Here is a 23904-nt window from a genome sequence, read left to right as displayed (position 1 = left end):
TTCGTAAAAGCACTAATTATCCACTAATGCTTCACACCCACGAAGTTTTTAATGTTAGCAGGCTAATAAATATTGCACATTTAAGTAGTACCCGTTACCATAGTAACCAGTACCATTTAAGGAGATAATGTGGCGTTCTATAAAATCTCATCTTTTGTCCGATGCACCAAAAAAATACCTATAACAGACAAACAGTTACTTGATGCTGCTCATGAAGTTCAACAAGGACAATTTGAAGCTGATTTAGGCGGTGGAGTGATAAAAAAACGCCTTGCAATGAAAGGGCAAGGCAAAAGTGGAAGTGTTAGGGTTATTATCTTTTTTAAGATAAAAAATCATCTTTTTTTTGCAGATGGATGGACCAAAAACACGGTCAATGCCAAAGGTACAAAAGAGATTGAAGATGATGAGTTGGAAACCTATAAAAAATTAGCCGCTGAGTTTCTGAACTTTGATGGAGAAATCATTAACAATTTAATTTCTAAAGGAATTCTGGAGGAAATTACTGATGAACAATAAACTTAATAACATGCTTGAATTGGCTAAAGAGTTAAATGCAGCTGGTGCATCACCTGAAAGCCTGGTTAAAGATATTGAAAGCACCATCCGTGCTCGTGAAATTAACGATAAAATAAAAGAAGTTTCAGCGATGAGCGGCTCTGAGATCAAGATGTTGCGGACTAAATATTGTATGTCTCAATCTGTGCTCGCTCGTGCATTGGGAATGTCGAAAGAGAGCATATCCAAATGGGAGCGAGGAGAAAAGAAACCAAGCGGCCCTGCATTGAGGATGCTACGTATTCTTGAAAGCAAAGGCCCAGAAGTTTTAGTGGTCTAAGGTTCAAATAAAGCCCCTAAATCAGGGGCTTTTATCTTTCATCGGGCATTACTTTTTAACGAGTCCAACGCTGCTTTTTGCCATCGCATGGCATGTTCCAGCAGGATTGCAGCCTCTTCCTTACCCAGGAAGGCGTCACCAGTAAACACCTGTGCATCGAATTGATCACAAATTTCAGCGGCCCTGATCTGCTCAGGGCTTTGTTCATCACGCTGCATTATCGTTATTCCCCGTCGTCTTCGACTGGATTTGTACACCACGAAACATCGCACAGCGCCGGAACATTTCAATGTCTGGTATCGCATCGTTACCCTGCTTGGCACGGCACATGCGCAGTGTTAAGCGTAATAGCATCTTGATATCGCGCGGAGGCATCGTCGGGAATCGCTCCAACAGCTGATTTAACAGCTCTTCGCTTAACTTAACACCGAAGTTTTCGGCCATCACCTGCCAAATTTTCTTGGCGTCGTCAAACGTTGGCACGTCATACCGGATAATAGCCGCACAGCGAGGAATGATGGCTTCATCCAGATCATTCTCTCGGTTCGATGTCATGAACATCAGGCCGTCGAAATACTCCATTGTGCGCAGGAATTCGGCCACAACGGCGTTATGCACCATATCCAGGCCACGAGCCATCACGAACACGTCGGCTTCGTCCAGGAGAAGGACACAATCCCAACGGCGCGCGCGCATTAGTATGGTTTTCAGGTTCTTATCGATCTCTTCGGCGTTAATCCCCAAAGTGCCAGCATGAATGGAGTACAGTGCCCTTTCAGTCAGCTCAGAATACACTTCAGCGGTCAGGGTTTTGCCAAGCCCCGGTTTACCCACACACATGATGATATTGCCCGCACTTTTCCCTTCGATAATGTCGCTGGTAAAAGCAGTGATGTCCGAGGTTAGGACGTCCAACAGATCGCTGTGCGACTCAGGCAGAATCATCTTGTTACGCAGATTTTTGTCGTACTGATATGGCTCGACATTATTCGAATGCACCCAGACATATTGATGGAGTGACAGGTCGAAGAAGCGGACGGCGGTAGCTTCGGGCAACACACCAAAACCATCAACCTCATCAGTACCCAAGAGTTCGGTTTCAACCACCTCACTTATAGGCCCGCACTCGCTGGTGGGCAGGTCGTGGATCAGCTTGTGACCTGCAATATTTAAATTACGGTCGTAACTACCATACCCATCCATCTTGTTTGCCGCACCAATAGCACGGAACTGGTGTGGGAACTGGCCTTGCACCATCTCGTGATAGCGTTTCAGTTGTTCATCGTATTCTGCGCGCAGCTCAGGTGTTTCTTTGAACAGACTTTGCTCTGCCAGGATTTTTGAAACATGACGGCGAGCAACTTCTTGGGCATAAAACTTGATGTTGCCAGTATGGACAGAGTAGGGCTTATCACGATTCGAATTATCGCCGAAGCCATACCATGTAATATTAATATCGACAGACGGTGGCTGGTTACGGTAGCTGCCACTGGTATTGTGTTTAACGGATGTCACCAGCGCGGCATACAGATTACCATCACTGCCACGACGGTAGATCCAGCCGTCTTTTGCATCACGCCGCAGGTATTCAATCAAGACGCTATCAAAAGCTTGAAAACTCGCAACAGGCTTGGAGAAGTCCCCTTTTTTTGCGGCAACGATTGAGTCAATGATGCGGACAATTTTCTTTTGTCCCATTTGGTCGCAGGTATTACGCAGGTCGTTAACCGCCTCTTCACTCAGCTTATCAGCGTCAATATCAATTTCCTGATTGTTGCTTGCGTTAGAATAGGCCTTGCTGGTTAACTCTTCGTGCGTTGCATTACGCAAAACGCCATATGTAATGGTAATAGCCATGAAAACTCCAGAGGGTGGTTGTTAAGGGATTATCAGGGAGCAAGCTCGCTTAACGAAGAAAGCCCGCCGAAGCGGGCTGTGAAGGCGTTATTCGCCGCTCATGGTTTTCTTATACAACTCCCATGCTTTAGCTTCAGTCAATTCAGCCAGAATGATGATGTCTTTGCCGTTGTGATCGCGGCAAGACTTGAACAGCGCGGCCTTATCTTTGGTTTTGCTTAAATCAAAACCTTTCACGGAATATAAGGCGTCACCCTGTACATACAGCAACTTTTTAGGGAACTCACGTTTGAAGCGAGTGCGCAGCTTTTTCTCGGCCTGCATGTCAGAAACGATGCAATCCACCAGCATTTCCAGATCGACGCTCAACAGCATGTTGGTACCTGTTTGCGGGTCGTTAAAGTCAGACACCAGATCAGGCAAAGATTTAGCGAAGGCTTCAGCCTCTTCTAACAACTTATCTTGACCATCCATTGCGAGGATGAAGGTACAACCCCCCGTGCCGCTGTTATGGGCATTAGCGATAACTTTCCCATCAAGACAAACTTTAGCTTCAAAGCACCAAGTTTCTTCACTTGCGAACGCGGCAACTTTCAAAGAAGTCAGAGTGATGCGGGACTGGCTGATTTGCTGGGACATGGTGGATCTCCGGTTGAGTTATTCGTTTTGTTTACTGCCTGTGAATCCAGTATCACCCCACCCCAACCGCTGACAAATAGGCAAACGTAAAAAAAAACATCTTTTTTTGACTCTTTTTTTCTTGAATAGGAGAAAGGATTTCGCATGCGAAATGTTGATGCCCACATAAGGAAAAACCCGCACGGGGCGGGCTTTCGGAGTATGTCTTCGTTATTTTCTAATTGCGTATTGCAAGATGAATGTGCCACCGACAAGAAGGACGAAAAATATGATTGAGAGAAATACGGTGCTTTGTAAATCCCCAGCACTGGGAGCGTACCCGCGCGCCTGGTTATGCTTGTCGAACCACCGATACAGCGGCCCTAACGCGACATAGGAGGTTTTTCCCGCATCGACTGCGATAGCATAACAGTCGCTTAAGCAAGCGTATGGATTGATGTTGTCCACGATGGAAAGCGCCTGCTTTGGGTCTCCGGTGTGCAGGTAATATCGTGCCAACGCAATGCGCTTATTTACGCTTGAGACATCGGTTTGAAGCAGCGAACGCAAGTACCGTGCATCGTGCTCCGTCATTTTGACATCGCTACCCGGCAGCGCAAAATGCCGAGACTTGTGGTCGAAGTAAACGTCAGCTATGCGCATGTTTTCAAAGTTCTGTTGATACAGTCGCTCAATGTCGGGCTTATTGACGGCGGACTCAAAAATCTCTGCTTGGTATACGTCCTCAATTGTCGCACCCTGAAGCGGCGTGTAATAGGTCCGGTCTGGATTTTTCACGTAGAGGGGGTCTCGCAGATCTGCCAATTTCCCTGAGTTGTTATTGGCCGTGGTTTCCCAATATTGGTTAATGTCGTTTTCGACAAATGAAAAATTGTTACCATCCCGTATTTATTGACTTGAAGAGTGGTAACAGTTTTTGAGGAATTTACTCTAAAAACAGCAGTAAATTTAGGCAGTAAAATACAGTTTTGTTACTAAATCTATCGCTTTTTATTGGATTGAGATAACACCGAACCTGCAAGTTCTTTTGTATCTTTGCTGTACTTATCGCTTTGCAGTACCTTTGATGCGAAGTCTTCCATGTCAGCACCTGTTTGCTTGCTAGTTCCTTTTTACGACAGAGCAGAGCCAGCTAATTTTTTGGCGGTCTTAGAAGCATTAGGATCGGTTAATGTTTTAGCTGCCTTAGATGCCACACTTTGGGATGTCTTCTTTGTGTTTTTACTCATAGTAAATACCTCATGGTTGTTAATTTAATTATGTAAATTTAGAGTCCGTGTTTTAGCCTTTCAGCAAAGCCATTACGCTCAGCCAATACCTCATCGTACATGTTGTAAACCTGCTGAATGTGCTCCCACAATGACTGATTTTGCGTTCTCAAATCCTCGGCAAGCTCTTTATAATCAAGGTTCGATTTTTTTAACGATTCAACTTCTTTCTTAAGCTGTTCATTTTCAGTACCAACAGCAATAGCCTCTGCTTTATTTTTCTGACGCTTTTGCGCAGTCTGAATATCCGGGATTTTCTCAGGGTTAAACTTGTAGATAGCAGAGTTTGATATACCTAATCGTTTCGCTACTTGGCTAACGTTAATTTTTTCGTTGTTGGCAGCCATTTCAGACAAGGCCGTATCAATTTTGTCTGCCATTGTGATCTCAACTGATTCGCTCATATTAGGCTTCCTTCACTTTTATCGTTAACTGGTCAATGATGATATTTGCGGCTTCAAGGTTGTCATTTAATGCCGTACTAAAGACTTTTAATCGCTGCTTTATCTCTGACGGAAATTTTTCAAATGCAGCTAATTGCGATTCACATCGCTTTTTAACAACCAGCCAGTGGGGTAAATGTCGAGGTGTTGCAATGTAGCTATCGCACCATACACAGTGACTTGGATCTGCTGCATTACGAACTTTACATTCCGATCCCTTGGTACAGTAACCATGTGACACGCCTCTAAAGTTGTTGGTATGTTTAGCAGCAAACGTGATCAACTCTTCCATATTTTTAAAGTGAGGGGTGCTTCCGGTGGTCAGGTCATCTGCCAGAATCTCAGTCAATTTGGCGATAAAGTTTTGTCCGCCTTTTCCTGCTAGCGTGCCGTCTTGTGCTGCGGTCACCATATCTTCCATTGCTTGCGATATCATAAACTCAGAGAAGCTTTCGGTTAGTCCAATTAACTCCTCCATAGACTCATATCCCCGTTGGCTGTAAACCAACGACATCATGTTCTCTAAATGTTTGTACTGATATTTAATATCGTCTAAATCACCCAAACGATTTGCAACAATAAACCACGCAAAGGTGTGTCTAAATTGATGGGCGGTAAAATTGAAAAAATCGCCTACTTTATATGGCTTCTTGAACTTTTTATGGTTTGAGCTGACGGATTGATAATTGCATCCCATGCGCTCAAGTTCGGCAATATCATGCTCAGTGACTCTAATCGAAAACATTTTGTTTATGTTGTTAAAGCCATTTTTAGTAGACTTAGTATTTAATGAAAACTCGCAGGATTTTTTATGGGGTGACACACCAAACAAAGTTCGATTACTTAAACCAAACTCTAAATTCAACTTACGCTTTAGTGGCAATAAATCGCTGTGATATTTTAATAGTAAGGCTGCACGTTCACGATAAACAGAGCAAACTCTTGTGAGTAGTTTTACCGCTCGATAGGTGACTTCATTCGTTACCCATTCTAAGCTTTGAGTTTCATCTGTTGTTTTAGACAATAACGTCTTAATAAAGTATTTACCGTTTCGCTCAATAGCTGAATCATCACTGAGTGCCATTGCTTCGCTATAGCGCATACCTGTATAACTAATCACAAGTACAAAAGTATATCTGCGAAGACTTTTAATAAGCTCATAATATTCGTCTAATTCAGCAGACTCTGACTCATTTAATCCGTCAACGTATGTCGAGTTTTTAAGGTGCTTTTTCGGTGCGTATTCAACGCCATCATTTAGTTTTGTTTGCAGGCTGTGCCAATTATCGATGATCTTCTCAATGGCATTAACGTGCTCTTCGCTTGCCTTGAGAACTTGCTTCATTATTTGAACCGGAATGACTGAATGTTTGTTTCTGCGTTCTTTTTTTAATAAGGTAAATGGCAAAAAATATTCATTCATTAAATCGTAAAACTGTTCGTTTTTGACCACTGAATATAGTTTTAACCAATAAATAGCAGTTAACAGTGATTGAGCAAAAGATGAATGTTTCTGCAAGTCAGACGCTTGCACCAAGTCCAATATAATATTGCGCAAACGCAATTCTGGCTGTTGGTCTAAGTCATCAAAGCTCTCGATACCGTAACGTTCAAGCCATTTCGCAAGGCGTTTGAGATTAGCAATATTTCTACGAATCGTAGACCATGCAAGCGGCTCCATGCCTTGACCTGAGCCTTGCGTATACATACCAAGTGTTAGGGCTTTAAGTTGATATTTATACTTCGACCCAACACCGTTAAAGGTTACGGATAAATTGTTGCCTTGCGAGTACCAAGAATCATCACCAAACAATGTGATCTGTTTTTTATTAGAGCGGATATACTGCCAAAGCACTAGCGGTGTGAGTTCGGCATCAACCTCTAAACTATAAGGATTGAGGCTGATAAGCCCATCAATCTTTAAACAGGCTTCTACAGCAGTTGAAATTCCCGTCATAAAATATCTCCCACTGTCTTAACTGACGTTACTGCAAATGCCCAAAACGGATGCATTCCTTTTTCCGCCATCAGCTCTTTACCCTTCGTCACTGCCATCGGATTTTTAATTGCTACTTGCTCTAATATGTCATCAACACGCTGATGCAGTGCCGTAATCGCTTCCTGCTGAAATTCATTATTTTCAATATCAGAAATACTGGCTGACATATCTGCCAACACATAATCACGATAGCTTAGCAACTGCCAAACATGCTCAGGATCAGCGACTGTTCTAAAGTGCTTGCACCACACACACGCCAAAAAATCACTGCACCACCCATTTTCTTTACCACCTGATAGATGCCGATGTTCTTTACCGTGTTGTGATGCTTCTGCATCGTATCCATGCGATGCACACTCACCTGTGGGCGTTTTCTGAGTGCTACCATCATCAACCATTAACACCTTAATTTCCGGGTCAATTTCTCGCCCCATAAAATAGCGCTGCATCACATCTACTGCCGTGTGTAATGTTTGTTGTGTTTTTTGTTCACTCACTCGTTGGTAGTGCTTGATGAACGTGTCGAAGGTATGAAGTTTTGCTGATTCATAAGCACGCATTTGCTTTGCCACGTCACGATAAAGGTGATTTGCACCATTCTTGCGAATGCGCATTGAGTCATAATTAACCGTGCAACCAAATCGATTCAAAATAGATTTGATATGAGCAATGATATTGCCAGCTAATACACGACTTACATTGGTTTTTTCTTTGAAGATAAATAAATAATTTTGAGTATGCTGATCACCCAAGTGACGGTATCCGTGAGTCAGCGTATCTTTCACGTACACGATATCTCGCATTACACTGTTTACTGTGCGACCATCTAAAGAATAGGTGTCAATGTCATAGCCTTTTCTTGGTTTTTGAATTAATAGAGTAATGCTTTTCTTGGCAGTAGGTAGTGCGACATCGGCAATGTCACTCAATTCAATATCCGTCATGGGTGACGTATTCCAGCAACTTTTTACTTGGATTCGAGCAAAGTACAGTGCTAGTAATTGCTTTACGTTATCCGTTTCTTTGATTCCCTTTTCAATATAAAAAATCAATTCTCGTAGCTCGTCATCACTGTACAAGTCTTCCATCTTTGCTCTTCTAGCGTGACGCTGATGCCGCTTAAATGATATTTTAAAAGCTTCCACTACCTGCTGACCTGTGATTGACATCAGCCAACGTATAGCCTCCGTGTAAGATGTACCGCTCCTCACACTAATCACTTTAGCTTTCACGTCACTTTGCAACTGCTGAAAGACCGCTTTTTGAATACGGTTCTTTTTCATGCCTAAGCAGCTAACGCCATATTTTGAAAGCTCGTCTTTGAACGTTGGAGCAATATATTTCAATATCACTCGTTTAAGCTTAGTAAACCATAGCAAGCCATGTTCACAAACTTGCTCAGCGATTGATGGAGCTGCTTCACACAGCAGTTTTAAACATTTTTGAGCCTTTTGTGCATCACTGCGAGTGGTACTTCTTGCAAGCGTTGACCGCTTAAGCTATGGAATGGTAAGCGAATATCGAACGTAACAAGTCTTGCGGCACACATTAAACGTATATCATAAAGTGACTGACCAAGTTCTTGCTGGTATGCCCGGTCAAACGACTTACATAGATCAACTAGTTTTCTTTCTGGATGTTGAACAAAATAAGCACTGATATGCTCGAAAGTTAGCAAAAGATCATCCGTTATTACTTCGTCAAAGTATCCTTTACCCTCGCCTTTTCCGCTGTATCGTTAATAACGTGAATCGTACACCGCAAGGTTCGCAGCTTGCCTTCATTGAACCAGACCGCACCTGCTTCAGTACGCCACCGCATTTCCCCTGTATAGCCACCAGCTTAACGGACAATTCGCCAGCGCGCTGAATAGCATCACAATACCGGGCATGCAGCTTGGTGTATTTGCGGCAGACCGTGCTCAGCATATCCAGAACCTGCGTTTTATCCATCTCACCGATACGGTCCCACAGCAACACGATACTTTCAGGGGACGTCTCGTTGTCATCTTTACGGCGAGCCAGGAGCTCTTCGGCGATGATACGCAGCAACGAATTTTCAGGTTCGTATTTGCAGATGTCGATCAGCTGTTCTTCACCTATCACTTCATTTTTCATCGAGCTTTCCTTCCGGCTCCGCATCCAGAGCCGCTTCATAGATGGACAATGCTATCCCACCGCAGCAACGCGCTTCATTCGCGATCGCTTCACCGATCGCATCGGTCATTTCGCGCGGCATGGCCTTGTACTGGGGCGCGGGCACCGCTGCTTTCAATACCACCAGCTTATCCAGACCGGTGATATCATCGGGCAGCATGTTTGGGCTGTCCTTGAAGATCATGTGCCGACGGTCTTTCGTGACATAGCCAATATGCTCGCACTCCACGTTGATGCGCGGAGCCTGAGCCATCATCGCCGCATAGTGCCAGCTCAATGGCTTCATTCAATTGAGCGACCGCGTTCTCTTTTTGCATGATTTTTGCCTCAAAAATGGTACAAAACTTCAGTTCACATAACGCGTCATAAGCGGGGCATGTTCATGGTCGCTGACTAATTCAGGTTTATTCGCTCCCAAATAGATTTGGCTATATCCGCTCCGGCCTGACTTCTTGTTCATCCGGATGTAGTCAAGACTTTGCAACTCACTCAATGGACGCCAAATGTCTTTTTGGAATACGACTTTAAGCATGTGCTCCTTGGTAACGAAGCCCTCAGAGGTTTTCTTAAGTTCTACACAAATCGCTTCGTACAGCGCCAGGGTGCGCGGAAGAATGTCCGGCTGACCTAACAACTGATCCATGCCGAACCCCTGCAATACCCGTATAGAGCGTCGAGAAATGTCGGACTCGTAGAGACTGGTTCTTGGTTGGTGAACTATCCCCTTGTCCAAAAGTATCCCGAGGCTCGCATCCCCAAAAGACTTAAACATTTCACGATGTGACGGACTGTGTCCGTATTTCGTGATGTAGTTGTAAATGTACTGGAGTAACTCCGCCTGCTTCTTGGTCAGCGGCTTGTGGTAATTTCGACTGCTGAACTTGATTTCCGTAAACCGCAGGTGGTCGCAACCGTTATTTTTGAAGAAGCGCACAAGGCGTTGGTCGTTTTGTGCGATTTTGCCCCGGCAATACGTCAATGACAAAATCCCCCGGCGTTCCAGCGTTAGAATTTCTTCAGATGGCTGCGCGTCAGATTTTTGGCCGCTTAATTCTGAAACGAATGGATAGCGTTGGTGATCAACCAGGAAGTTATAGACCTCGCACAGAACGTTTGCTTCATCTTTACTTATTGGCTGTTCGACATGTTTGATAGTGGTCATTTATCACCCTCAACTTTGCGTACGCGCTGGATGAGCCCAATAACAGCCTGCGGGTGTACGGCAGCGATATAGTTGCCATTTTTTGTGCGTTGAACGCCTTCGACATCACCTTTGATTTCCCCGCTCACCATGCAAGTGATAATACCCGCATCTTCTGCGTCGTATTCGGCAACCCGCTCTGGGTCACCGAATTCAATTGTGGTCACGCGTGGGTCATAGCGCCACGGCCCTTTTGTGGCTTCTCGCGCCAGCTGCTCCATCTCAGAGAGGTCATCATTACGAGCAATGGCGGACTCTTCCACCAGCTGGAGAAGCTGAAGGATAACGCTTGGCCCCACAGCACCCAGATACTGAACCAACGCGCTCCGTTGATGACGGCTCAGCTCCGTATGTTCAAAACCGGGATCGTCAATCAGGCAACGGTCATCACCTTCATCGCCGCTGAACAGCATTTGATAGCTGGATTCCGGAAATGGTTTGTTGCTCCATGACGCGTGAAAAGACTTAACCGGGCAGGCTTCCGCCAGGCGTTTCAGCTTTTCGATGAGTTCTTGGTTCATATGCGCTCCTGACTCTGCGTTTTAAAGTTGCTTGGCTGGTGAATGTAGGGGCATTATCCCGGCTTTTTACCGCTGACAAAGAAACGCCCGGACATTGCCGAGCTCAGTTCACGCTTGCTGATCTTGCTGATCTTGCTGATGTGGACCCGCTATCACTGAAATTACTTTTTGAACAGACGCGAGATTAATTTGCTTCCGAATTTATCCAAACCGTCCAGTTGCTTGTTGATGACCTGTGACAGTGTATGCATCGACAAAAGACTCATGCCAACGAATACGCAGGTGAACAGCAAGGCGATGCATCCGGCTCCACCAACAACGAGATATCCCCAAAACGTCGTTGGGGCGTCAATGATGGTCAGGCAACCGGGTTCAGGTTGCCATTGGCATGAAAACCCACGGAGCGCATAAGGGAAAATATCAAGCCCATTCATAACGGTCGTGATCAGCCATCCCGCCCCGAAGAGCAATGCAACTCCAGAACAGAACATCAGTAAGATAAAGGCAATGCCCGTTCTCCAAGGCAATTCGCGGCTTTGTTTAAAAGTCATTACTGCCTCTCGATTTTGACGGCGATACTCTGCTATTGGTTTATGACTTAGTCTTTTCGCTGGCGGATTTGGTGAATTGCAGCCCTGCCCTTCTCAGCCAGAAGGCCAACGCTTTTTCGACGGCATCCTTGGCTGCGGCCATATCAGGGAAATGACCCAAATCGCCTTTGAGGCCTGGCAGGCTGCAACGGGTAGCATAAGCCTCCTGCCCACGCGTATGCGTCGCATCGTAGTAAGCTGATCCGATCTTAAATTGGCCCAAATAGAGTTGCTCGCCTTGGTTCCACCGGCTTTCGCTCGGTTTCCAGTTAAAAGTTGTCATTGCGATGTCTCGATCGTGAAAAAGGTGCTTTCATTATGCGAACAGTGAGGCGGGTGACGAAAAAAAGCCCGAAAGTTCGGGCTTAGCTGGAGTGCTACATTTCAAATTTCTTTACTGGCTTCGGATCTTTGCTTCCATAAATATCTGTTTGGATGGTGACTAGCAGTTCATGAAGAGTAATTTGTAAAAATTCAAGAAAATCTGGTTGAAGGAGGGTTCTATCTACTACAGACACAGGTAAGAATCGCTTCATCTCCCCCTTAAACTCTTCACTTGCTACCAATGAAGGCAAGGATTCAATTCTTGCTTGCAGCCATTTCTCAAACAGATCATTGATTTTATAATCGGCAATCTTTTTCATTACCAATTCAGCGTCTGGTTTAGCCCCTTGCTGGTGTAGCCACACCAAATCCCACATATCTCTGTACCGAATATGTGAGGTTGTTGCTGGGAATGAAACCAATTTATCAGCCATGACCTCAGTGAGCTCTTCTACTCGAATAATCAGGTCAGAATAGCCGCTAGGAAGTTGCTCATAGTTTTTAGCGAGCGTTCGAAGGGTGTTGGTGTATGCAGGGATGTTGGCTATTTCCACTTTGATCCGCTGCTTTGGTAGGTCGCTTTTTCCTGGATTGGTAGTAACAGATATTTGCCATTTATCGACTTTTACATCTGAATAATCAGGTTCTTTTCTTAACTCTTTTGGCTCTTTAACCACAACTTCCAGGCCATAACGCTCACCAACATACTTCTCAATACACGCTTTAATCTCAAGCACTTGCGCTGAACAGAAGTCACAACCACCAGCAAAGTCGAGGTCTTCACTAAACCTGTTAGATCCATAGCAAAGCCTGAGCGATGTCCCTCCCTGGAATGTGATGCGCTTTAAAAGCCCTGCGGCGGAAAGCGCATAAAGAATGTCATAATGTAGCAATTCCTTTTCTACGACAGGTCTGTTCGCGACGTAGTCCTTTTCGGTGACAATGATGTCAACCAGCTCATTAAAATTGACAAAATCAGACATAGTTTAATTCCTCATGTTGGATGAGGTGTGTATTCCTGCCAACCTTCATTAGGTCCTTAATGGCAGTCTCCTTTGTTGCAATTCTTAATGGCCCCCTTCCTTCAACCGTAGTATTAAGGATTTCAGGAGGCTTTTTGGCTGTATGGGTAACCTCAATAACTCCCCAAGGCGTCACAAACTCTCCAGACCGGCCTGTGGACATGATCGTAAGTCTGTCGATTGGGATCTGTGAAATTACACCGTACTGAGATAGAGCGGATTCCAAGCTGATGTAGTTGTAGTGGCCTCGTCGAATATTTTCGGCCAGGCGTTCTAAAGGGTAAGGCCCCAATGAACCTTGAGCATAGGTATATACTCCTTTTGAAGCTCGGCGTAGCACATCATGCGTGATCAGCCGGTCAACTGATTTCTGCAATGTTTTCGGAGACTCATCAGGGAAAAGCATTTCTAAATCTTTGGTGAGGAAGATATTTCTACCTTTCTTACTGTATTTGTTAAAAACATTAACTGCTGTCATTAACTCCATATCACCCTCGACTAAATCACCCCGTACAAGGGGTTGTTTTGTATGCTGGAGCATAATACATTGCTTTGATATACAAATAAACCCCAATAAAGGGGTTATTTTGTATATCAAAAAGCCCGAACATTATGGGGTCACTTCACACTTCATTAGCCGGGCTTGCTGGTGGAAAGGTCTATTATCAACCTTATGCGGAGTGGCGTGGTCTACTCATTAGTTGCTTGAGTGCATCCGTTGGAGCCGCTGGCGAGTCAATCAGATCGGTAAGTTGCTCCCACGCTTCGGGATTGAGTTGTTTGCTATTCTCCTGTACCGACGGCGTGTCGGTGGCCGAGTCTGATAATTGCAACATCGCAGCCCGGCAGGATAGGCACTGCTCCCAGCGGGATTGAACCGCGTTATTAGCGTAACCAAGGCCTGATTTTTTTAGTGCTGAACCATTATCACTATCCTGCTCACAGCGTTCAAAAGCATCCCGCAACGTCACAATATCAGCTAAGGCGGCAACGTTGCACAGCGCAGCCCGCAGGCCAACTTTAATTTCTTCCAGTTCGTCGTTGCCGATACTGCCGTCAGTCAGGGCGTGATGAAAGTCGAGTGCCATCCCGTCAGTAACTTGCAGTGACTTAGCCCCCTGGCTAGCCAGTCCCTTCCACCCTTCCCACATGGCCGCAGCATCATGAACCAGACGTTGCCACAGCCGTCTTTTTTGTTGTCGAAGAACCAATTCACAAAGTCCATTGACATGGCGTTATCTTTGGCAAACTGCTCACGTTCGGTCATGCTACTGCTTCCTCTGTTTGTCCGGCCAAAGCCAGGTGTTGTTGTAGCGCAGCCCGAACGATATCAAACATGTTGTTCAGGCGGATAAAGGCCGGGTTAGGCACCGTCGGCCAGGGCAGGTACCACGGATCGGTGCTGAAGTATGGCACCTGGCTGATACAGGAGTTTGAGCCGCAGACTTTGCTTTTGATATCGTCAGAACCGTCGATTTCGTCCCAGCACTCGCGGGCTTCATCCTTACTCAACTCCCCTTCCCGGCGTAGGCGCAGCACTTCGCTGAACATGAAGCGCATGTTCGCCTCGTTGTCATTGTCGATTTCACTGCTCACGTTACCGGCCATGTTATGGATCAGGTAGTCGTTGCCGCAGTCACAGAAAAATTGCTCAATGGAACGGTCGCTCATGGCGAACCAGGCAGATGTCCACGCTTTGCCTTCACAGGTGATGGTGATACGGCCACGCCCCAACTCGTAGTTTTCAGTAACTATCCGAATAGGGTCAAAGTTTCTCAATTCGCTAATTTCGAGACTCAGCACCTTAGTTTCAGTGACTTTCATCGTCGGCATTCCCCGGCTGGTTTTTTTGTTCGTATTCTGCGTGGATTTCAGCCCAGCGCTCTTCTTTTGTTAAACGTGACACAACGCCATCACGATGTGCCGGATCCAGCACAAAGACTTCATCGACAGGGTTGGCACCTACTTCACGCTCAATCACGACATCTTCAGCCTTGCGCACGTTATATACGATGCTATCGGAGCCGTATGTATGTTCAAGCGAGCTACCCAAAATCACATAATGCACAGGGTTCCTGAAGCTATAAAGCACCACAACGTCACCGGGTTTCAGGTCACGCCATTTTTTGGTGCGATAGCGGATCTTGTTCATCTTTGCCATTGTTGTTTCCTGATTAGTTTTTTAACTCTGGCGCAGTTGCACGATACAGCTCTGCTCTTAATGTCGCATTTTCACGGCGGGAACTGTCCAGGTCTGTTTGAAGCTGGATAACCCAGCGGGCGAGCTCGCCCTTTTCATCTTTGCGCTGGCGCAACTGGTCGAGCAGGTATTTGTCAATTCTGCCCATGAGCGTTAAACCCTTTTTCAGTGAAGAAGGCCAGACCATCGGTGTACATCTGTTTCAGTTCGGTGGAGCCCGGCTCAGTTGCACATTCAGGAGACCATTTCTGCATGTCGGCCAGACCGTCCACCAGCTTTTTAACGATCACGCGCTGGATGTATTCCCGCCGATCTTCCAACAGCCAGGCAGAAGCTTCTGTCATGTAGAAATGCAGAGTCTTGGCGAAGCCACCCGCTCAGTCGTTTCAGCCCGGCCAGCCAGATAGTCGCAGCGCCTGATCGCAATGCTCAGGCCATCTTCAGTCAGGGCATAAGCACTATCCCCCTCCGAGTGGGTGACGCCGGACTTCATCACGAAGTAAGCGTCTTTATCGCGCAACACCCAGAATTTACCGTTCTCATAAACGATGTCTTTTTCCCGCATCGGGTATTACTCCTGTTTTACAGCCGGATCGAAGTCGGTTGCCCGAAACGAACGGCAAGTCTTGAATATCGCCCAGCAATTCGGACAGTTAACTATTGTGCCACGGGGTGCTGGTTTGGTTTCCATCGCCGTGTCACTCAGACCGCCATCAAGGCCACACAAGGTTGTGTATCCACCAGCGTCTAGTTCACCCGCAGGGAGATGAACATACTCTTCGTTGGCGTCTTCCAGGAGTGTGACGGTCAAAAAACGACTCATTGGCTCACCGCCTTTGTTTCGGTGTCATCTGTATAACCTTCAGGCACCAATAGATTAAACACCCGATGAACACGAAGACCCGTCTCAAAGAAGCTCAGACGGCCCCGCATAGGAACCGGCTTCAGCGGTTTAGTATCCACCAGCGCGAAGCCTTTAGGCCCGAAGAACCACGGAGAAGAACTCTCATCAACGCAGCCTGTGATGGTGGCAGTACCGACAATAGCCCCGTAGGCCAAATGTTTGCGCTCAGGAAGCATGGTGGCGTTACCGTATTTGGCGCGCAGAATAGCCCTTGCTGCTTCCATGTCGTCATTGCTAGCCAGCTTAGCGCTCGCATGAATGAGGACAGGCCCGCGCTGGTGAGTGTTCCAGCTGCGGTTTTCGATGTCCTTGTGACCATTGGTGATCAGCCATGCCCACGGCTGACGGATGGATAAGGCTTTCATGCGCTTGCATCCCTAGCTTCGGAAAGCCGTGCCGCTTTCAAAATGGTTTCCACCACGGACGGCGCAATCACCGAGCTACCCAGACCGCCGACATATTTCACGATCTGTTCACGAAATGCTTTAGCGCCGGGAACTGGAGTGGTTTGACTCTTTTCAGCGCGCTGCGCAGCATCAATCACTTCATGAGCCCAGTCGCGGTCAAACCCCGGCATCGCAGGCAGACACGACACAACATCAGACGGCAACGCATCGATGTAGTCGCGCATTGCGATGACAACTTCCAAAAGTTCGTTTTTCATGGCTGATCCTTATCGCACTGGTGGCGCATAAATTATTGATGGATTGCGTGGCGGTGCTGCGTGCCGTGGAACCAGTATCACCCCACCTATTCAGCTGACGAAGGCGTCTACTAATTACCGATTCATTTAAATTTTGATACACTTAGAAGTATTAAGGTTAATTGTGTTAGGTGGTCATTATGGGCAGATCAGTTCAGGTGAAGTTTGGTAGGCAAGAATACCCATCCAAAAAAGCGGCGATACAACACTTCATGGTTCACAGAGAAAGCATTAAAGAATGGGGCTCCATCTCAGGAGGGATTCTCTTTGACGAGCTTAAGGAGCTATATCTTGCTTATTGTGAGGCCGATGAAAACTGGGAATATGATGGACGAGAGATTACGGAATTCAGCGTTGACTATGAACCTAGACAGAATGGTGATACTTGGGCTTCACATCTTTGCTACTGGGTGCATTTACTAGATACCGATAAAATACCATTTTCTGTTCGACTGGCTGTAGAAACTATAGTGAAAGCATCTTCCAAAGAAGCCGGTTATCTTATGAATTAGAAACGTACATAAACTTAAGTATGGTCTAATATTGCAAAGCCTAAAACAAAGCCTTATTTGATAGAGCACATTGAACCAACACAAGATGTACAAGGTGGCAGCTTTTGTCAAAATATGAATCTTGTGTCTATCTGCATAGTCTCTAGAGTTTAAATTTATTGGAAATAACATGATCACTATTAATGACGGTAATATATCTTTTGTAGAGAAGCATCTTTTCGAACCTAACATAGAAACGTTCGAAGGGATTTTAGAGCGTTACCGTGACTATCAAGTTGAATTTTTTTTACATGTAGTTAGTGATCCATCTTGTAGGTATGAGAAGGGCGTTGGTTCAGAACGAGTGTTTAAGGATATTGTTGATTTATCGGCTAAAGAGAGATTCTTAAGTCTGCTGAGAGAAAAAGAACTAACTGCAAATCCAAAGGGCTTTTACGCTAATAAATTTAAAAAGGGAAAGGACTTTCCTCATGAGATAAAGTCTGTAAGTTTCGCGCATTGTACCCAAGGGGAAGTTGCTCAACACTTTGAGGCTAGAAACTCTGAGTATGGAATTGTTTTCTATCATGATTTTCTTCAATCCTTGGGAATGAGGCCCGTTAGGTACATCAATGAAGAAGATGAAATTTCAATTCGTCGATTAGTTTTTAACGAGCCCTTTACATTAGAGGCTTGGGGGCCTAGTTATGATATGCGTTGGGAAAAAGAATGGCGTATAAACAAAAACGTTAAATTTGATTTTGAAGATATAGCATTCATAATTGTACCTGATAATGAATACCATGAGTTTGTTGAAATAACGGTCTATGATGACCTTGAATATTATGTCCTTCCAGCATCAACATTCACAGATTCATTTAAATTTTTCATAATGGCTCATGGAATGGAACATCATGCTTGGAATCAGATTCGAATATATGACGATTGGAAAGTAGATTTTGATATGTTTCCTGAATTTAATGAATCGGAGAAGGATGAGTTTTTAAAATGTTGTGGTGAGCATATTGAATGTCTTGCAAAGGCAGAAATACAGCAATTATATGAAAATAAATATATTACAAAATTCATTAATTTTTCATCACGATTAGATGATGGGTTTTTAAATAAAACATCATTTAAGGATATTGCCTTGGTAAGTAAAAATGCAGGAGAGCCCTATCAAACAAATAGAGATCTGATGATGCATTGTTATACAAAAAGGTTTGAGATCCAACAAGGTCGTATATTCCCCTAACCTAAATAGCTGTGCCTAATACTTCTACAAGTGTTTTTATTTCTACGAGTACAATACGAAAAGGGGCTTTCGCCCCTATTGCTTTTCAGGTCACGGCTTTGGACTTTGTTATGGCGGAGCACCTTCACCTTTCAGTTCGGTGATCATCTGTTCGGCCAATACAGCAGCAGAGCGCGCCTGGTTAATCAGCGTTGTGCTCAGGCCGTCGTCCACCAGCTGGTTCGCTCGCTGGTACATGCGAGCAACAAAGCTTTCCAGCCCTGTGATTTCAGCCCCTGCCAGCATAGGCGCAACGCCTTCAGCCAGCTGGTTAAGCGCATCGTTCATACCGTCAACAAAGCCTTCGCAGTAGTCGTCGCTTTTGCCAGTACGGTCACGCACGCAGTCGATGTCATCGCCGTCGAATATCCGGCGCAGCTTTGCCTTCAGTTCGGTCATTGGCCGTTCCCTACATGTTCCGCTAGCACCAAGAGGCGACGACCAACGGCTTTGACCACTTCCTTACTACTTTCACGCGTCATTTTCTGCGCGATTTCACCAGCATGGTGTGCGGCTTCGACGATGGAATCCTTCCTGATTTTCCGCAGGCCGCGTTCAATCGCCTGGTAGTCCGTATTGTTGAGTGCATCGTTGGCGATCATGGCCGCAGTACCTGCCAGGCCTTTGTCCGTCACGTCGATGTGCTCAAGAATGGCGGCATGAGCGTCTTTCAGCATTTTACCTTCAGCCATCAGGTGTTCAACTTCAGACGCCGGGACGTAGCCTTTGGTCGGGCTGTTTTCCAGCGCAGGCATCAACGCGTAGTCACAGACCTGAGTGATGTGACTGCCCACGCTATCTTCCGGCCCCACTTCGCGCAGATCGGTCTGACAGGCACGTTGCACGACGATACCCCACACTACCTGGTCGGTTTCATCAGACCAACCGTCACAGGCCTCACCCCGGTAGTAGTCGATGTGTTCTTCAGCGGCTTGCCGGGCTTTTTCGGCGCTGTCGTGCTGATCGTAACCGCCGTCGGTGCTGTACGAGAAGAACTCCAAACCGTCGGTCACGCGTTTGAGCTCTTCCACCAGCTGGATGTTCTCAGTGCGCAATCGCTCACCTTCAGCCAGTTTACGTGCCAGGTAATTGACCAGCGTTTCGTTGACCCGCATATCGCGTGGGATACACTTGTCGTCCAGCAGGCCTTGGATCTCAATTACTGTCATCTTTTTTCTCCTGATAAACCAGTTTGCCAGTCAAAATGGCGTCGCGGATGGTGTTGAATTCCTTCGCCCAATACTGTGAATCGACGAAAATTTCCAACTTGGTGTAGTCGTGCTTTTTGCGTTGAATGAAGGCGTCCGCCGCTTCGCGAGTGAGGTGCGCGTTGACGTACTCCCACTCCCAGACGTAGCCAGTTACGGTGTGCTCAGGCAACTCGCCGAGCACATCCCATTGCTGGTCGAGGCGAATAGCCAGAAAATCAGCCCGGTACTCGGTCTGGCATTTTTGATTAAGCGCTTCCCGCTCTTCTGAATCCAGGTCATCCCAGTATTCCTGCGGGCTAAACCATCTGGCATCATCCACGGCCACCAGCCAGTCTTCGACATAGTCCATATCCAGACCAGTGATCAGACGCTTTCTTTGCACGACAAACAGCGGGTCAGCGGTGCAGTGTTCATCCGTACCCTTTCCAACACAGTGATATTTCAGGCGGGACACGAAGTCTGCCCAGGTTTCTGCGTTCAGAGGTGCGCCGGTAGCGAGCGACGATTTCTGCTCAGTAGTCATGGCTTTGTTTTTCCAGTGTATGGTGGATGTCAGTACCCGTAATTTGCTTTACGGGCATAATACAGCGCCGCGATAGCGACATAGCCATCGGCACGCAATTCACGATAGAACTTCAGATCATAGCTTTTCATTACTGAAGCAGCCTTCCCGGTCGATAGATACCCCTGGATAACTTGTCACGCACCTGCGCCATGTAGCGGATCATTTCATTACCGATCCATTCGCCGACGTAGGTACTGACCCCGTTGCCGATCTGCTTATATGCTGAGGTATCGCACACTGGGAACTCAAACCAGTCAGGCACACCCTGCAAACGTGCGTATTCACGCACAGAGTACGGACGCACACCTAGCGGGAAGCGTTTATCGACCACGAGTCGCGTTGAGCGGTCGCGGGAGTAATGTGCAACGCAGGTCGGTGCAATATCACCCTTTGCCGGATCGCTAATGATAGGTGCATCGCGATATCCGCCACGTAGGCGCGTTTCTACCGACTTAGGGATACGAACGGTCGGGTTATCCTCTAAAATCGCACTAAGAGGGATTGGGCGCGCATTTTCAGGCGGTCTAATATCAAATGGCCGACGCGTACCGATGATAATCAGGCGATGCCGACGTTGTGGCACCCACAGTTCAGATTTCACGGGGCAGAACACCTGAATGAAATAGCCCGCCAGCTTGGTCATGGCTTCCATGACGATCGGAAAAGCTTGCATGCCCGGCACGTTCTCAATCACGTAGAATTCAGGCCGGGCAACGGCCAGATGACGCAGAGCATGCAGGAAGAGCTCGTCACCAGTGCGGGTGCCGTGGATATCGCCGATCGCAGAGTATTTCGTGCAAGGATACGTGAAAGACATGCCATGACAGCTGTCCTGTCCCAGCACTTGTTCCTGCGTGATATCGCAGTGCTTGATATGGTCGCCCAGGTTGTGGCGATAAGTTTTAACAGCATCTTTGTCCAGTTCGAATGACTGGGCAATCTGAATACCTGCTTTCATCAGGCCAATGTCCATCAGCCCGGCACCGCAAAAATAGCTGTTCATCAGTACAGGTGACATGCTCAACCCTCAAACATTACGATACAGGATGCGGGCAACGGTCACCCACATACAGGAAACGGACAGCGTCAGCATGACTCGCACCCAAACGGGAATGATTTTGTCACGCACTACTTGGTAGACAAACCACAGCATTAACACCAGCAATAAACCCAGGATGATCAGGTTAGCCACAGACAAGGAACCCCCATCCGTACCGAATACCTGCGTTGAAACTAACTTGGAGATACCATTTGGCCCATACAACATGCTTTACCCCAATTGTTGTTAATGCTTAGCGTTTCGCTCAGCCGCATATAACCGTGACAAAATACCATCCAGTGCGCCATCTAGCGCCTTGTAAAACGAGTCAGTGCCACCCATGTCTTCACGCATATCCAACAAAGCTTCGAGCTCTGCATCGTCGATCGGCTGAGTGTCATTGCTGGTGGCCGACAAAACCTCACCAGCGTCAACTGGGATCCCTGCTTTAAACAGTGCTTCGATTGCATCCTGTCGGTACATCACCGCACGGCCAGAAGGCGGAGTCCAGGCGATCGGCTCCAGCGTCACAGCGACATTAATCTCAGCTACCAGCAGGGCTTCAGTCAGCTCCGACAGCAAAACGACATCCGCACCACTTGGTGGTTGCAGACCTAATGCTGGTGGGATTGCGATAGTTTGATGGCTCACGTTCTACCCCTTCCTACTTCGGTTCACCAGGAGCCGCAAACAGTTCAGGCTCACGCATTTCGATAACAATACGCATCCGGGCATAACCCGTAATGCCATAACCTTCGGGCTTGCCTTCGATCAGTGCTTTGATAAATTCAGGTCGATATCCAGACCAGGAAAGCGCCATACCTGTATCAGGTTCCACCAGCACCACAGGGGCCGATTTGAAACCCATGCTACGAAACAGCTCACGATGCTTTTCGATGCTACCTTCCACGAATTCAATTCCGTTCGCGGTAAGGCGCTCTTTGGTCATTCGGCAAGGCTGGCAATTCGGCAGACTGAAGACAATGACTTTCATGGTGACCCCTGTTATTGGTTTGTTTTCTTGCATTCAGTATCCCCTGCCCCCAACCGCTGACGAAGGATTTTGGCAGAAAAAAAGCACTTTTTAAGATGCTTTTTTGAATGATTTCATGACATCGTTTCGGGTTGACGTTTATTGGTAGTTAGCAATGGGTTGACCAATCATCCCAGTGACTTTCAACAGCTCACCAGCGGTTACCGTTCGCAGCATTTCAGAGCGCCCAAACTTCACATAATCTTCGCGAGACATGGTCTTGAAGTCTGGGTGTGGCTTGTCGCTGCAAAGCTGCCAATTCTGTTCTGCATTGTCACGGCGCAGCACGAAGACATCGACCGACATATGCAGGCCAGTACCGAACATCGCGGTAGCAACAATTTTCGCCTGTGCCCCATCCTTGCGCTGGATCAGTTGTTCTGCCTTGGTGACTAATTCATGAGTCTGCATAGCCTATTCCTTTTCTGTTATCGGGTATTATTTCGCATGCGAAATGTGGGGGGTTACGGGCGACTCTCCGCCTCAGCGATCACGTTATCAATGGCCTGAAGCTGGGCAGCGAAGCGTGATTCAATTTCAGAGCGTAGGGCTTGAAGTGCCAGAAGTCGGGATGAAAAAAAGTGAACGTCCACCACTAAGAGAAACATCATTGCCAGCTACTCCGTGTGAGTTAGCTTTTGACCAGGCAGGATAGACGGCGATGTGCTCACCCCGGAAACCACCAATCTTTGACGCATCGAACAGGAAGCCAGTTACTTTGCCTGAAGATGGGATTGCGATATCAGGCTGAACCTGAGCAGTGGAACGCAGAGCAGAAAGAAGATTGTTCATGATGATCCCTTTGTGTTGTTTGTTTTGTTTACTTGCAACCAGTATCACCCCACCCTCACCGCTGACGAATAGCAAAAACAAAAAAAAGCACCAAAAAAGGTGCTTTCTAAACATGATGGAGTTGGCCTTACATCGACAGTTCGTTAATCCGCCCTTCCGGTCTCTTACCCAGGGAGGTCATTTCACCGAACTCGAAGAGACCGCAAATCTCTTCACCGATCGTAGCCACCAGCACCCGCCAACGGCCTGTGCCGTTCTCTCCCCAGCGCGCAACTCCAGCCGCATCCAACTCTTCTTCAGTGGCGAAGAACTTTGCGTCTTCCAGTTTATCGACAGCAATCAACAATTGGCTATCTACCGTGAAGCAAATGCCGTGCTGGTTCATGAAGAATAAACGGCGCTGAGCATCACGGGTTGAAATGATGGTTTCTCCATTGGGTAACGGAGTAGCGGACGTTGTCTTCACACTCATCAACCGCCCTGCCCTCTCTAACCCGCCGATCAGAATAGCCACAGCATTAGTTAAATCACTGTACGGAGGCAATCCCACCAACTTCTGGAAGGCCATGCGTTCACTGTGCGTTTCCAATTCCGCAGTTCGGGTGTGAATCTTGCCATCATTGGGATCAGCCGCGCCCTGCTCAGCCAGAATTTTTTGAAGCATCAGGTTGCCAGTCGTTCCTGGGTCATTCCACAGCTTCTCACCTTTCAGTAAGTTTTCGGCAAACAGGTTGCTGGTGGCGAAGGGCGCAGCGACCTTACCGACGAACTGAAATACCACCGTGATGACGCCTTCGTATTTTTCCATGACACA

At 46.8% G+C, this 23904-nt stretch carries 39 protein-coding genes and 1 pseudogene; 4 read left to right on the top strand and 36 right to left on the bottom strand.

Features of this window, described 5'->3' with window-relative positions:
• Window positions 1-129 precede the first annotated feature (129 nt).
• Together AYY17_RS04955 and AYY17_RS04950 are read left to right on the top strand one after the other, a co-directional pair.
• Complete coding sequence (locus tag AYY17_RS04955) at window positions 130-519, top strand: type II toxin-antitoxin system RelE/ParE family toxin (protein WP_082981282.1); 390 nt, start codon at window positions 130-132, stop codon at window positions 517-519.
• Window positions 509-838, top strand: coding sequence for a helix-turn-helix domain-containing protein (locus tag AYY17_RS04950; RefSeq protein WP_067421833.1), 330 nt, complete (start codon window positions 509-511; stop codon window positions 836-838). The genes AYY17_RS04955 and AYY17_RS04950 overlap by 11 nt, the downstream gene beginning before the upstream one ends.
• 38 nt (window positions 839-876) lie before the next feature.
• Here the strand turns inward: AYY17_RS04950 and AYY17_RS04945 are convergent, their stop codons facing one another.
• The 26 genes and pseudogenes from AYY17_RS04945 to AYY17_RS04835 all read right to left on the bottom strand — a co-directional run bounded on the left by AYY17_RS04945 (window position 877) and on the right by AYY17_RS04835 (window position 16626).
• Entirely contained in the window at window positions 877-1056 is a 180-nt protein-coding gene (locus AYY17_RS04945; RefSeq protein ID WP_067421831.1) for a hypothetical protein, read from the bottom strand.
• On the bottom strand, window positions 1046-2695 hold the full coding sequence (locus AYY17_RS04940) for an AAA family ATPase (protein ID WP_067421829.1): 1650 nt from the start codon (window positions 2693-2695) through the stop codon (window positions 1046-1048). Before AYY17_RS04940 ends, AYY17_RS04945 begins: the two co-directional genes overlap by 11 nt.
• 87 nt (window positions 2696-2782) lie before the next feature.
• Window positions 2783-3334 carry a hypothetical protein gene (locus AYY17_RS04935; RefSeq protein ID WP_067421827.1) on the bottom strand — a complete coding sequence of 184 codons (552 nt, stop codon included), beginning with the start codon at window positions 3332-3334 and terminating at the stop codon, window positions 2783-2785.
• A 210-nt stretch (window positions 3335-3544) separates the two neighbouring features.
• Window positions 3545-4138 (bottom strand): hypothetical protein, encoded by a 594-nt coding sequence (locus AYY17_RS04930; protein WP_162271098.1) that lies wholly within the window; start codon window positions 4136-4138, stop codon window positions 3545-3547.
• 176 nt (window positions 4139-4314) lie between these two features.
• Window positions 4315-4563, bottom strand: a pseudogene (locus AYY17_RS21065) (hypothetical protein).
• A 38-nt stretch (window positions 4564-4601) separates the two neighbouring features.
• Window positions 4602-5006: a DUF6262 family protein gene (locus tag AYY17_RS04925; protein WP_067421822.1), complete on the bottom strand. Its 405-nt coding sequence runs from the start codon at window positions 5004-5006 to the stop codon at window positions 4602-4604.
• 1 nt (window position 5007) lies between these two features.
• On the bottom strand, window positions 5008-7002 hold the full coding sequence (locus AYY17_RS04920; RefSeq protein ID WP_067421820.1) for a hypothetical protein: 1995 nt from the start codon (window positions 7000-7002) through the stop codon (window positions 5008-5010).
• Complete coding sequence (locus AYY17_RS04915) at window positions 6999-8390, bottom strand: hypothetical protein (protein ID WP_156656647.1); 1392 nt, start codon at window positions 8388-8390, stop codon at window positions 6999-7001. Before AYY17_RS04915 ends, AYY17_RS04920 begins: the two co-directional genes overlap by 4 nt.
• An 86-nt stretch (window positions 8391-8476) precedes the next feature.
• Window positions 8477-8722 carry a TnsA endonuclease C-terminal domain-containing protein gene (locus AYY17_RS21060; RefSeq protein ID WP_202906379.1) on the bottom strand — a complete coding sequence of 82 codons (246 nt, stop codon included), beginning with the start codon at window positions 8720-8722 and terminating at the stop codon, window positions 8477-8479.
• 34 nt (window positions 8723-8756) lie between these two features.
• Window positions 8757-9161 (bottom strand): hypothetical protein, encoded by a 405-nt coding sequence (locus AYY17_RS04910; protein ID WP_067421816.1) that lies wholly within the window; start codon window positions 9159-9161, stop codon window positions 8757-8759.
• Complete coding sequence (locus AYY17_RS21495; RefSeq protein WP_156656646.1) at window positions 9151-9486, bottom strand: hypothetical protein; 336 nt, start codon at window positions 9484-9486, stop codon at window positions 9151-9153. The genes AYY17_RS04910 and AYY17_RS21495 overlap by 11 nt, the downstream gene beginning before the upstream one ends.
• Before the next feature lie 60 nt (window positions 9487-9546).
• Window positions 9547-10362 carry a LexA family protein gene (locus AYY17_RS04900; RefSeq protein WP_067421812.1) on the bottom strand — a complete coding sequence of 272 codons (816 nt, stop codon included), beginning with the start codon at window positions 10360-10362 and terminating at the stop codon, window positions 9547-9549.
• Entirely contained in the window at window positions 10359-10922 is a 564-nt protein-coding gene (locus AYY17_RS04895; RefSeq protein ID WP_067421810.1) for a hypothetical protein, read from the bottom strand. The genes AYY17_RS04900 and AYY17_RS04895 overlap by 4 nt, the downstream gene beginning before the upstream one ends.
• A gap of 161 nt (window positions 10923-11083) precedes the next feature.
• The gene (locus AYY17_RS04890) at window positions 11084-11473 is read right to left on the bottom strand and encodes a hypothetical protein (protein WP_067421808.1); all 390 of its coding nucleotides are present in this window, start codon (window positions 11471-11473) and stop codon (window positions 11084-11086) included.
• A gap of 40 nt (window positions 11474-11513) precedes the next feature.
• Window positions 11514-11795 carry a hypothetical protein gene (locus tag AYY17_RS04885; protein ID WP_067421806.1) on the bottom strand — a complete coding sequence of 94 codons (282 nt, stop codon included), beginning with the start codon at window positions 11793-11795 and terminating at the stop codon, window positions 11514-11516.
• Window positions 11796-11889: 94 nt separating this feature from the next.
• Window positions 11890-12819, bottom strand: a complete 930-nt coding sequence (locus AYY17_RS04880) for a nucleotidyl transferase AbiEii/AbiGii toxin family protein (protein WP_067421804.1) — start codon at window positions 12817-12819, stop codon at window positions 11890-11892.
• Window positions 12812-13345, bottom strand: a complete 534-nt coding sequence (gene abiEi, locus AYY17_RS04875; RefSeq protein WP_067421909.1) for a type IV toxin-antitoxin system AbiEi family antitoxin — start codon at window positions 13343-13345, stop codon at window positions 12812-12814. Before abiEi ends, AYY17_RS04880 begins: the two co-directional genes overlap by 8 nt.
• A 184-nt stretch (window positions 13346-13529) precedes the next feature.
• The gene (locus tag AYY17_RS04870) at window positions 13530-13946 is read right to left on the bottom strand and encodes a type II toxin-antitoxin system TacA family antitoxin (RefSeq protein ID WP_156656645.1); all 417 of its coding nucleotides are present in this window, start codon (window positions 13944-13946) and stop codon (window positions 13530-13532) included.
• Window positions 13919-14125 (bottom strand): hypothetical protein, encoded by a 207-nt coding sequence (locus tag AYY17_RS21490; RefSeq protein WP_156656644.1) that lies wholly within the window; start codon window positions 14123-14125, stop codon window positions 13919-13921. Before AYY17_RS21490 ends, AYY17_RS04870 begins: the two co-directional genes overlap by 28 nt.
• Window positions 14122-14682, bottom strand: a complete 561-nt coding sequence (locus AYY17_RS04865) for a hypothetical protein (RefSeq protein ID WP_067421800.1) — start codon at window positions 14680-14682, stop codon at window positions 14122-14124. Before AYY17_RS04865 ends, AYY17_RS21490 begins: the two co-directional genes overlap by 4 nt.
• Window positions 14669-15019 (bottom strand): hypothetical protein, encoded by a 351-nt coding sequence (locus AYY17_RS04860; protein ID WP_067421798.1) that lies wholly within the window; start codon window positions 15017-15019, stop codon window positions 14669-14671. Before AYY17_RS04860 ends, AYY17_RS04865 begins: the two co-directional genes overlap by 14 nt.
• A 13-nt stretch (window positions 15020-15032) precedes the next feature.
• Window positions 15033-15206, bottom strand: a complete 174-nt coding sequence (locus AYY17_RS21485; protein WP_156656643.1) for a hypothetical protein — start codon at window positions 15204-15206, stop codon at window positions 15033-15035.
• Window positions 15193-15402 (bottom strand): hypothetical protein, encoded by a 210-nt coding sequence (locus AYY17_RS04855; RefSeq protein ID WP_067421796.1) that lies wholly within the window; start codon window positions 15400-15402, stop codon window positions 15193-15195. The genes AYY17_RS21485 and AYY17_RS04855 overlap by 14 nt, the downstream gene beginning before the upstream one ends.
• The gene (locus tag AYY17_RS04850; protein WP_067421794.1) at window positions 15399-15623 is read right to left on the bottom strand and encodes a hypothetical protein; all 225 of its coding nucleotides are present in this window, start codon (window positions 15621-15623) and stop codon (window positions 15399-15401) included. The genes AYY17_RS04855 and AYY17_RS04850 overlap by 4 nt, the downstream gene beginning before the upstream one ends.
• A 254-nt stretch (window positions 15624-15877) precedes the next feature.
• A complete protein-coding gene (locus AYY17_RS04840; RefSeq protein WP_067421790.1) occupies window positions 15878-16327 on the bottom strand; it encodes an ASCH domain-containing protein in 450 nt (149 codons plus the stop codon).
• Entirely contained in the window at window positions 16324-16626 is a 303-nt protein-coding gene (locus tag AYY17_RS04835) for a hypothetical protein (protein WP_067421788.1), read from the bottom strand. Before AYY17_RS04835 ends, AYY17_RS04840 begins: the two co-directional genes overlap by 4 nt.
• Window positions 16627-16805: 179 nt before the next feature.
• Here AYY17_RS04835 and AYY17_RS04830 point away from each other — a divergent pair, with 179 nt between their 5' ends.
• Together AYY17_RS04830 and AYY17_RS04825 are read left to right on the top strand one after the other, a co-directional pair.
• The gene (locus AYY17_RS04830; protein ID WP_067421786.1) at window positions 16806-17177 is read left to right on the top strand and encodes a hypothetical protein; all 372 of its coding nucleotides are present in this window, start codon (window positions 16806-16808) and stop codon (window positions 17175-17177) included.
• 169 nt (window positions 17178-17346) lie between these two features.
• Window positions 17347-18411 (top strand): hypothetical protein, encoded by a 1065-nt coding sequence (locus AYY17_RS04825; protein WP_067421784.1) that lies wholly within the window; start codon window positions 17347-17349, stop codon window positions 18409-18411.
• A gap of 108 nt (window positions 18412-18519) precedes the next feature.
• On the opposite strand, the gene AYY17_RS04820 is transcribed toward AYY17_RS04825, so the two are convergent.
• From AYY17_RS04820 to AYY17_RS04780, 10 genes are all read right to left on the bottom strand, one after another.
• Window positions 18520-18849 (bottom strand): hypothetical protein, encoded by a 330-nt coding sequence (locus tag AYY17_RS04820; RefSeq protein ID WP_067421782.1) that lies wholly within the window; start codon window positions 18847-18849, stop codon window positions 18520-18522.
• Window positions 18846-19619 carry a hypothetical protein gene (locus tag AYY17_RS04815; RefSeq protein ID WP_067421780.1) on the bottom strand — a complete coding sequence of 258 codons (774 nt, stop codon included), beginning with the start codon at window positions 19617-19619 and terminating at the stop codon, window positions 18846-18848. Before AYY17_RS04815 ends, AYY17_RS04820 begins: the two co-directional genes overlap by 4 nt.
• Window positions 19606-20184: a hypothetical protein gene (locus AYY17_RS04810; protein WP_067421778.1), complete on the bottom strand. Its 579-nt coding sequence runs from the start codon at window positions 20182-20184 to the stop codon at window positions 19606-19608. The genes AYY17_RS04815 and AYY17_RS04810 overlap by 14 nt, the downstream gene beginning before the upstream one ends.
• Before the next feature lie 130 nt (window positions 20185-20314).
• A complete protein-coding gene (locus tag AYY17_RS04805; RefSeq protein ID WP_082981281.1) occupies window positions 20315-21244 on the bottom strand; it encodes a DNA cytosine methyltransferase in 930 nt (309 codons plus the stop codon).
• Between the two features lie 9 nt (window positions 21245-21253).
• Window positions 21254-21418 (bottom strand): hypothetical protein, encoded by a 165-nt coding sequence (locus AYY17_RS21480; RefSeq protein WP_156656642.1) that lies wholly within the window; start codon window positions 21416-21418, stop codon window positions 21254-21256.
• A gap of 93 nt (window positions 21419-21511) precedes the next feature.
• Entirely contained in the window at window positions 21512-21916 is a 405-nt protein-coding gene (locus AYY17_RS04800; RefSeq protein WP_067421776.1) for a hypothetical protein, read from the bottom strand.
• A gap of 13 nt (window positions 21917-21929) precedes the next feature.
• Window positions 21930-22292 (bottom strand): glutaredoxin domain-containing protein, encoded by a 363-nt coding sequence (locus tag AYY17_RS04795; RefSeq protein ID WP_082981280.1) that lies wholly within the window; start codon window positions 22290-22292, stop codon window positions 21930-21932.
• 105 nt (window positions 22293-22397) lie between these two features.
• The gene (locus AYY17_RS21820; RefSeq protein ID WP_067421772.1) at window positions 22398-22709 is read right to left on the bottom strand and encodes a hypothetical protein; all 312 of its coding nucleotides are present in this window, start codon (window positions 22707-22709) and stop codon (window positions 22398-22400) included.
• 126 nt (window positions 22710-22835) lie between these two features.
• Window positions 22836-23204, bottom strand: a complete 369-nt coding sequence (locus AYY17_RS04785; protein ID WP_067421770.1) for a hypothetical protein — start codon at window positions 23202-23204, stop codon at window positions 22836-22838.
• A gap of 13 nt (window positions 23205-23217) precedes the next feature.
• The gene (locus AYY17_RS04780) at window positions 23218-23898 is read right to left on the bottom strand and encodes a hypothetical protein (RefSeq protein WP_067421768.1); all 681 of its coding nucleotides are present in this window, start codon (window positions 23896-23898) and stop codon (window positions 23218-23220) included.
• Window positions 23899-23904: the final 6 nt, after the last annotated feature.

Source organism: Morganella psychrotolerans (genome assembly GCF_001676055.1).
Lineage (GTDB): Bacteria > Pseudomonadota > Gammaproteobacteria > Enterobacterales > Enterobacteriaceae > Morganella > Morganella psychrotolerans_B.
The sequence above is the reverse complement of the archived record's forward strand: the minus strand, read 5'-3'. Positions and strand labels throughout refer to the sequence as shown.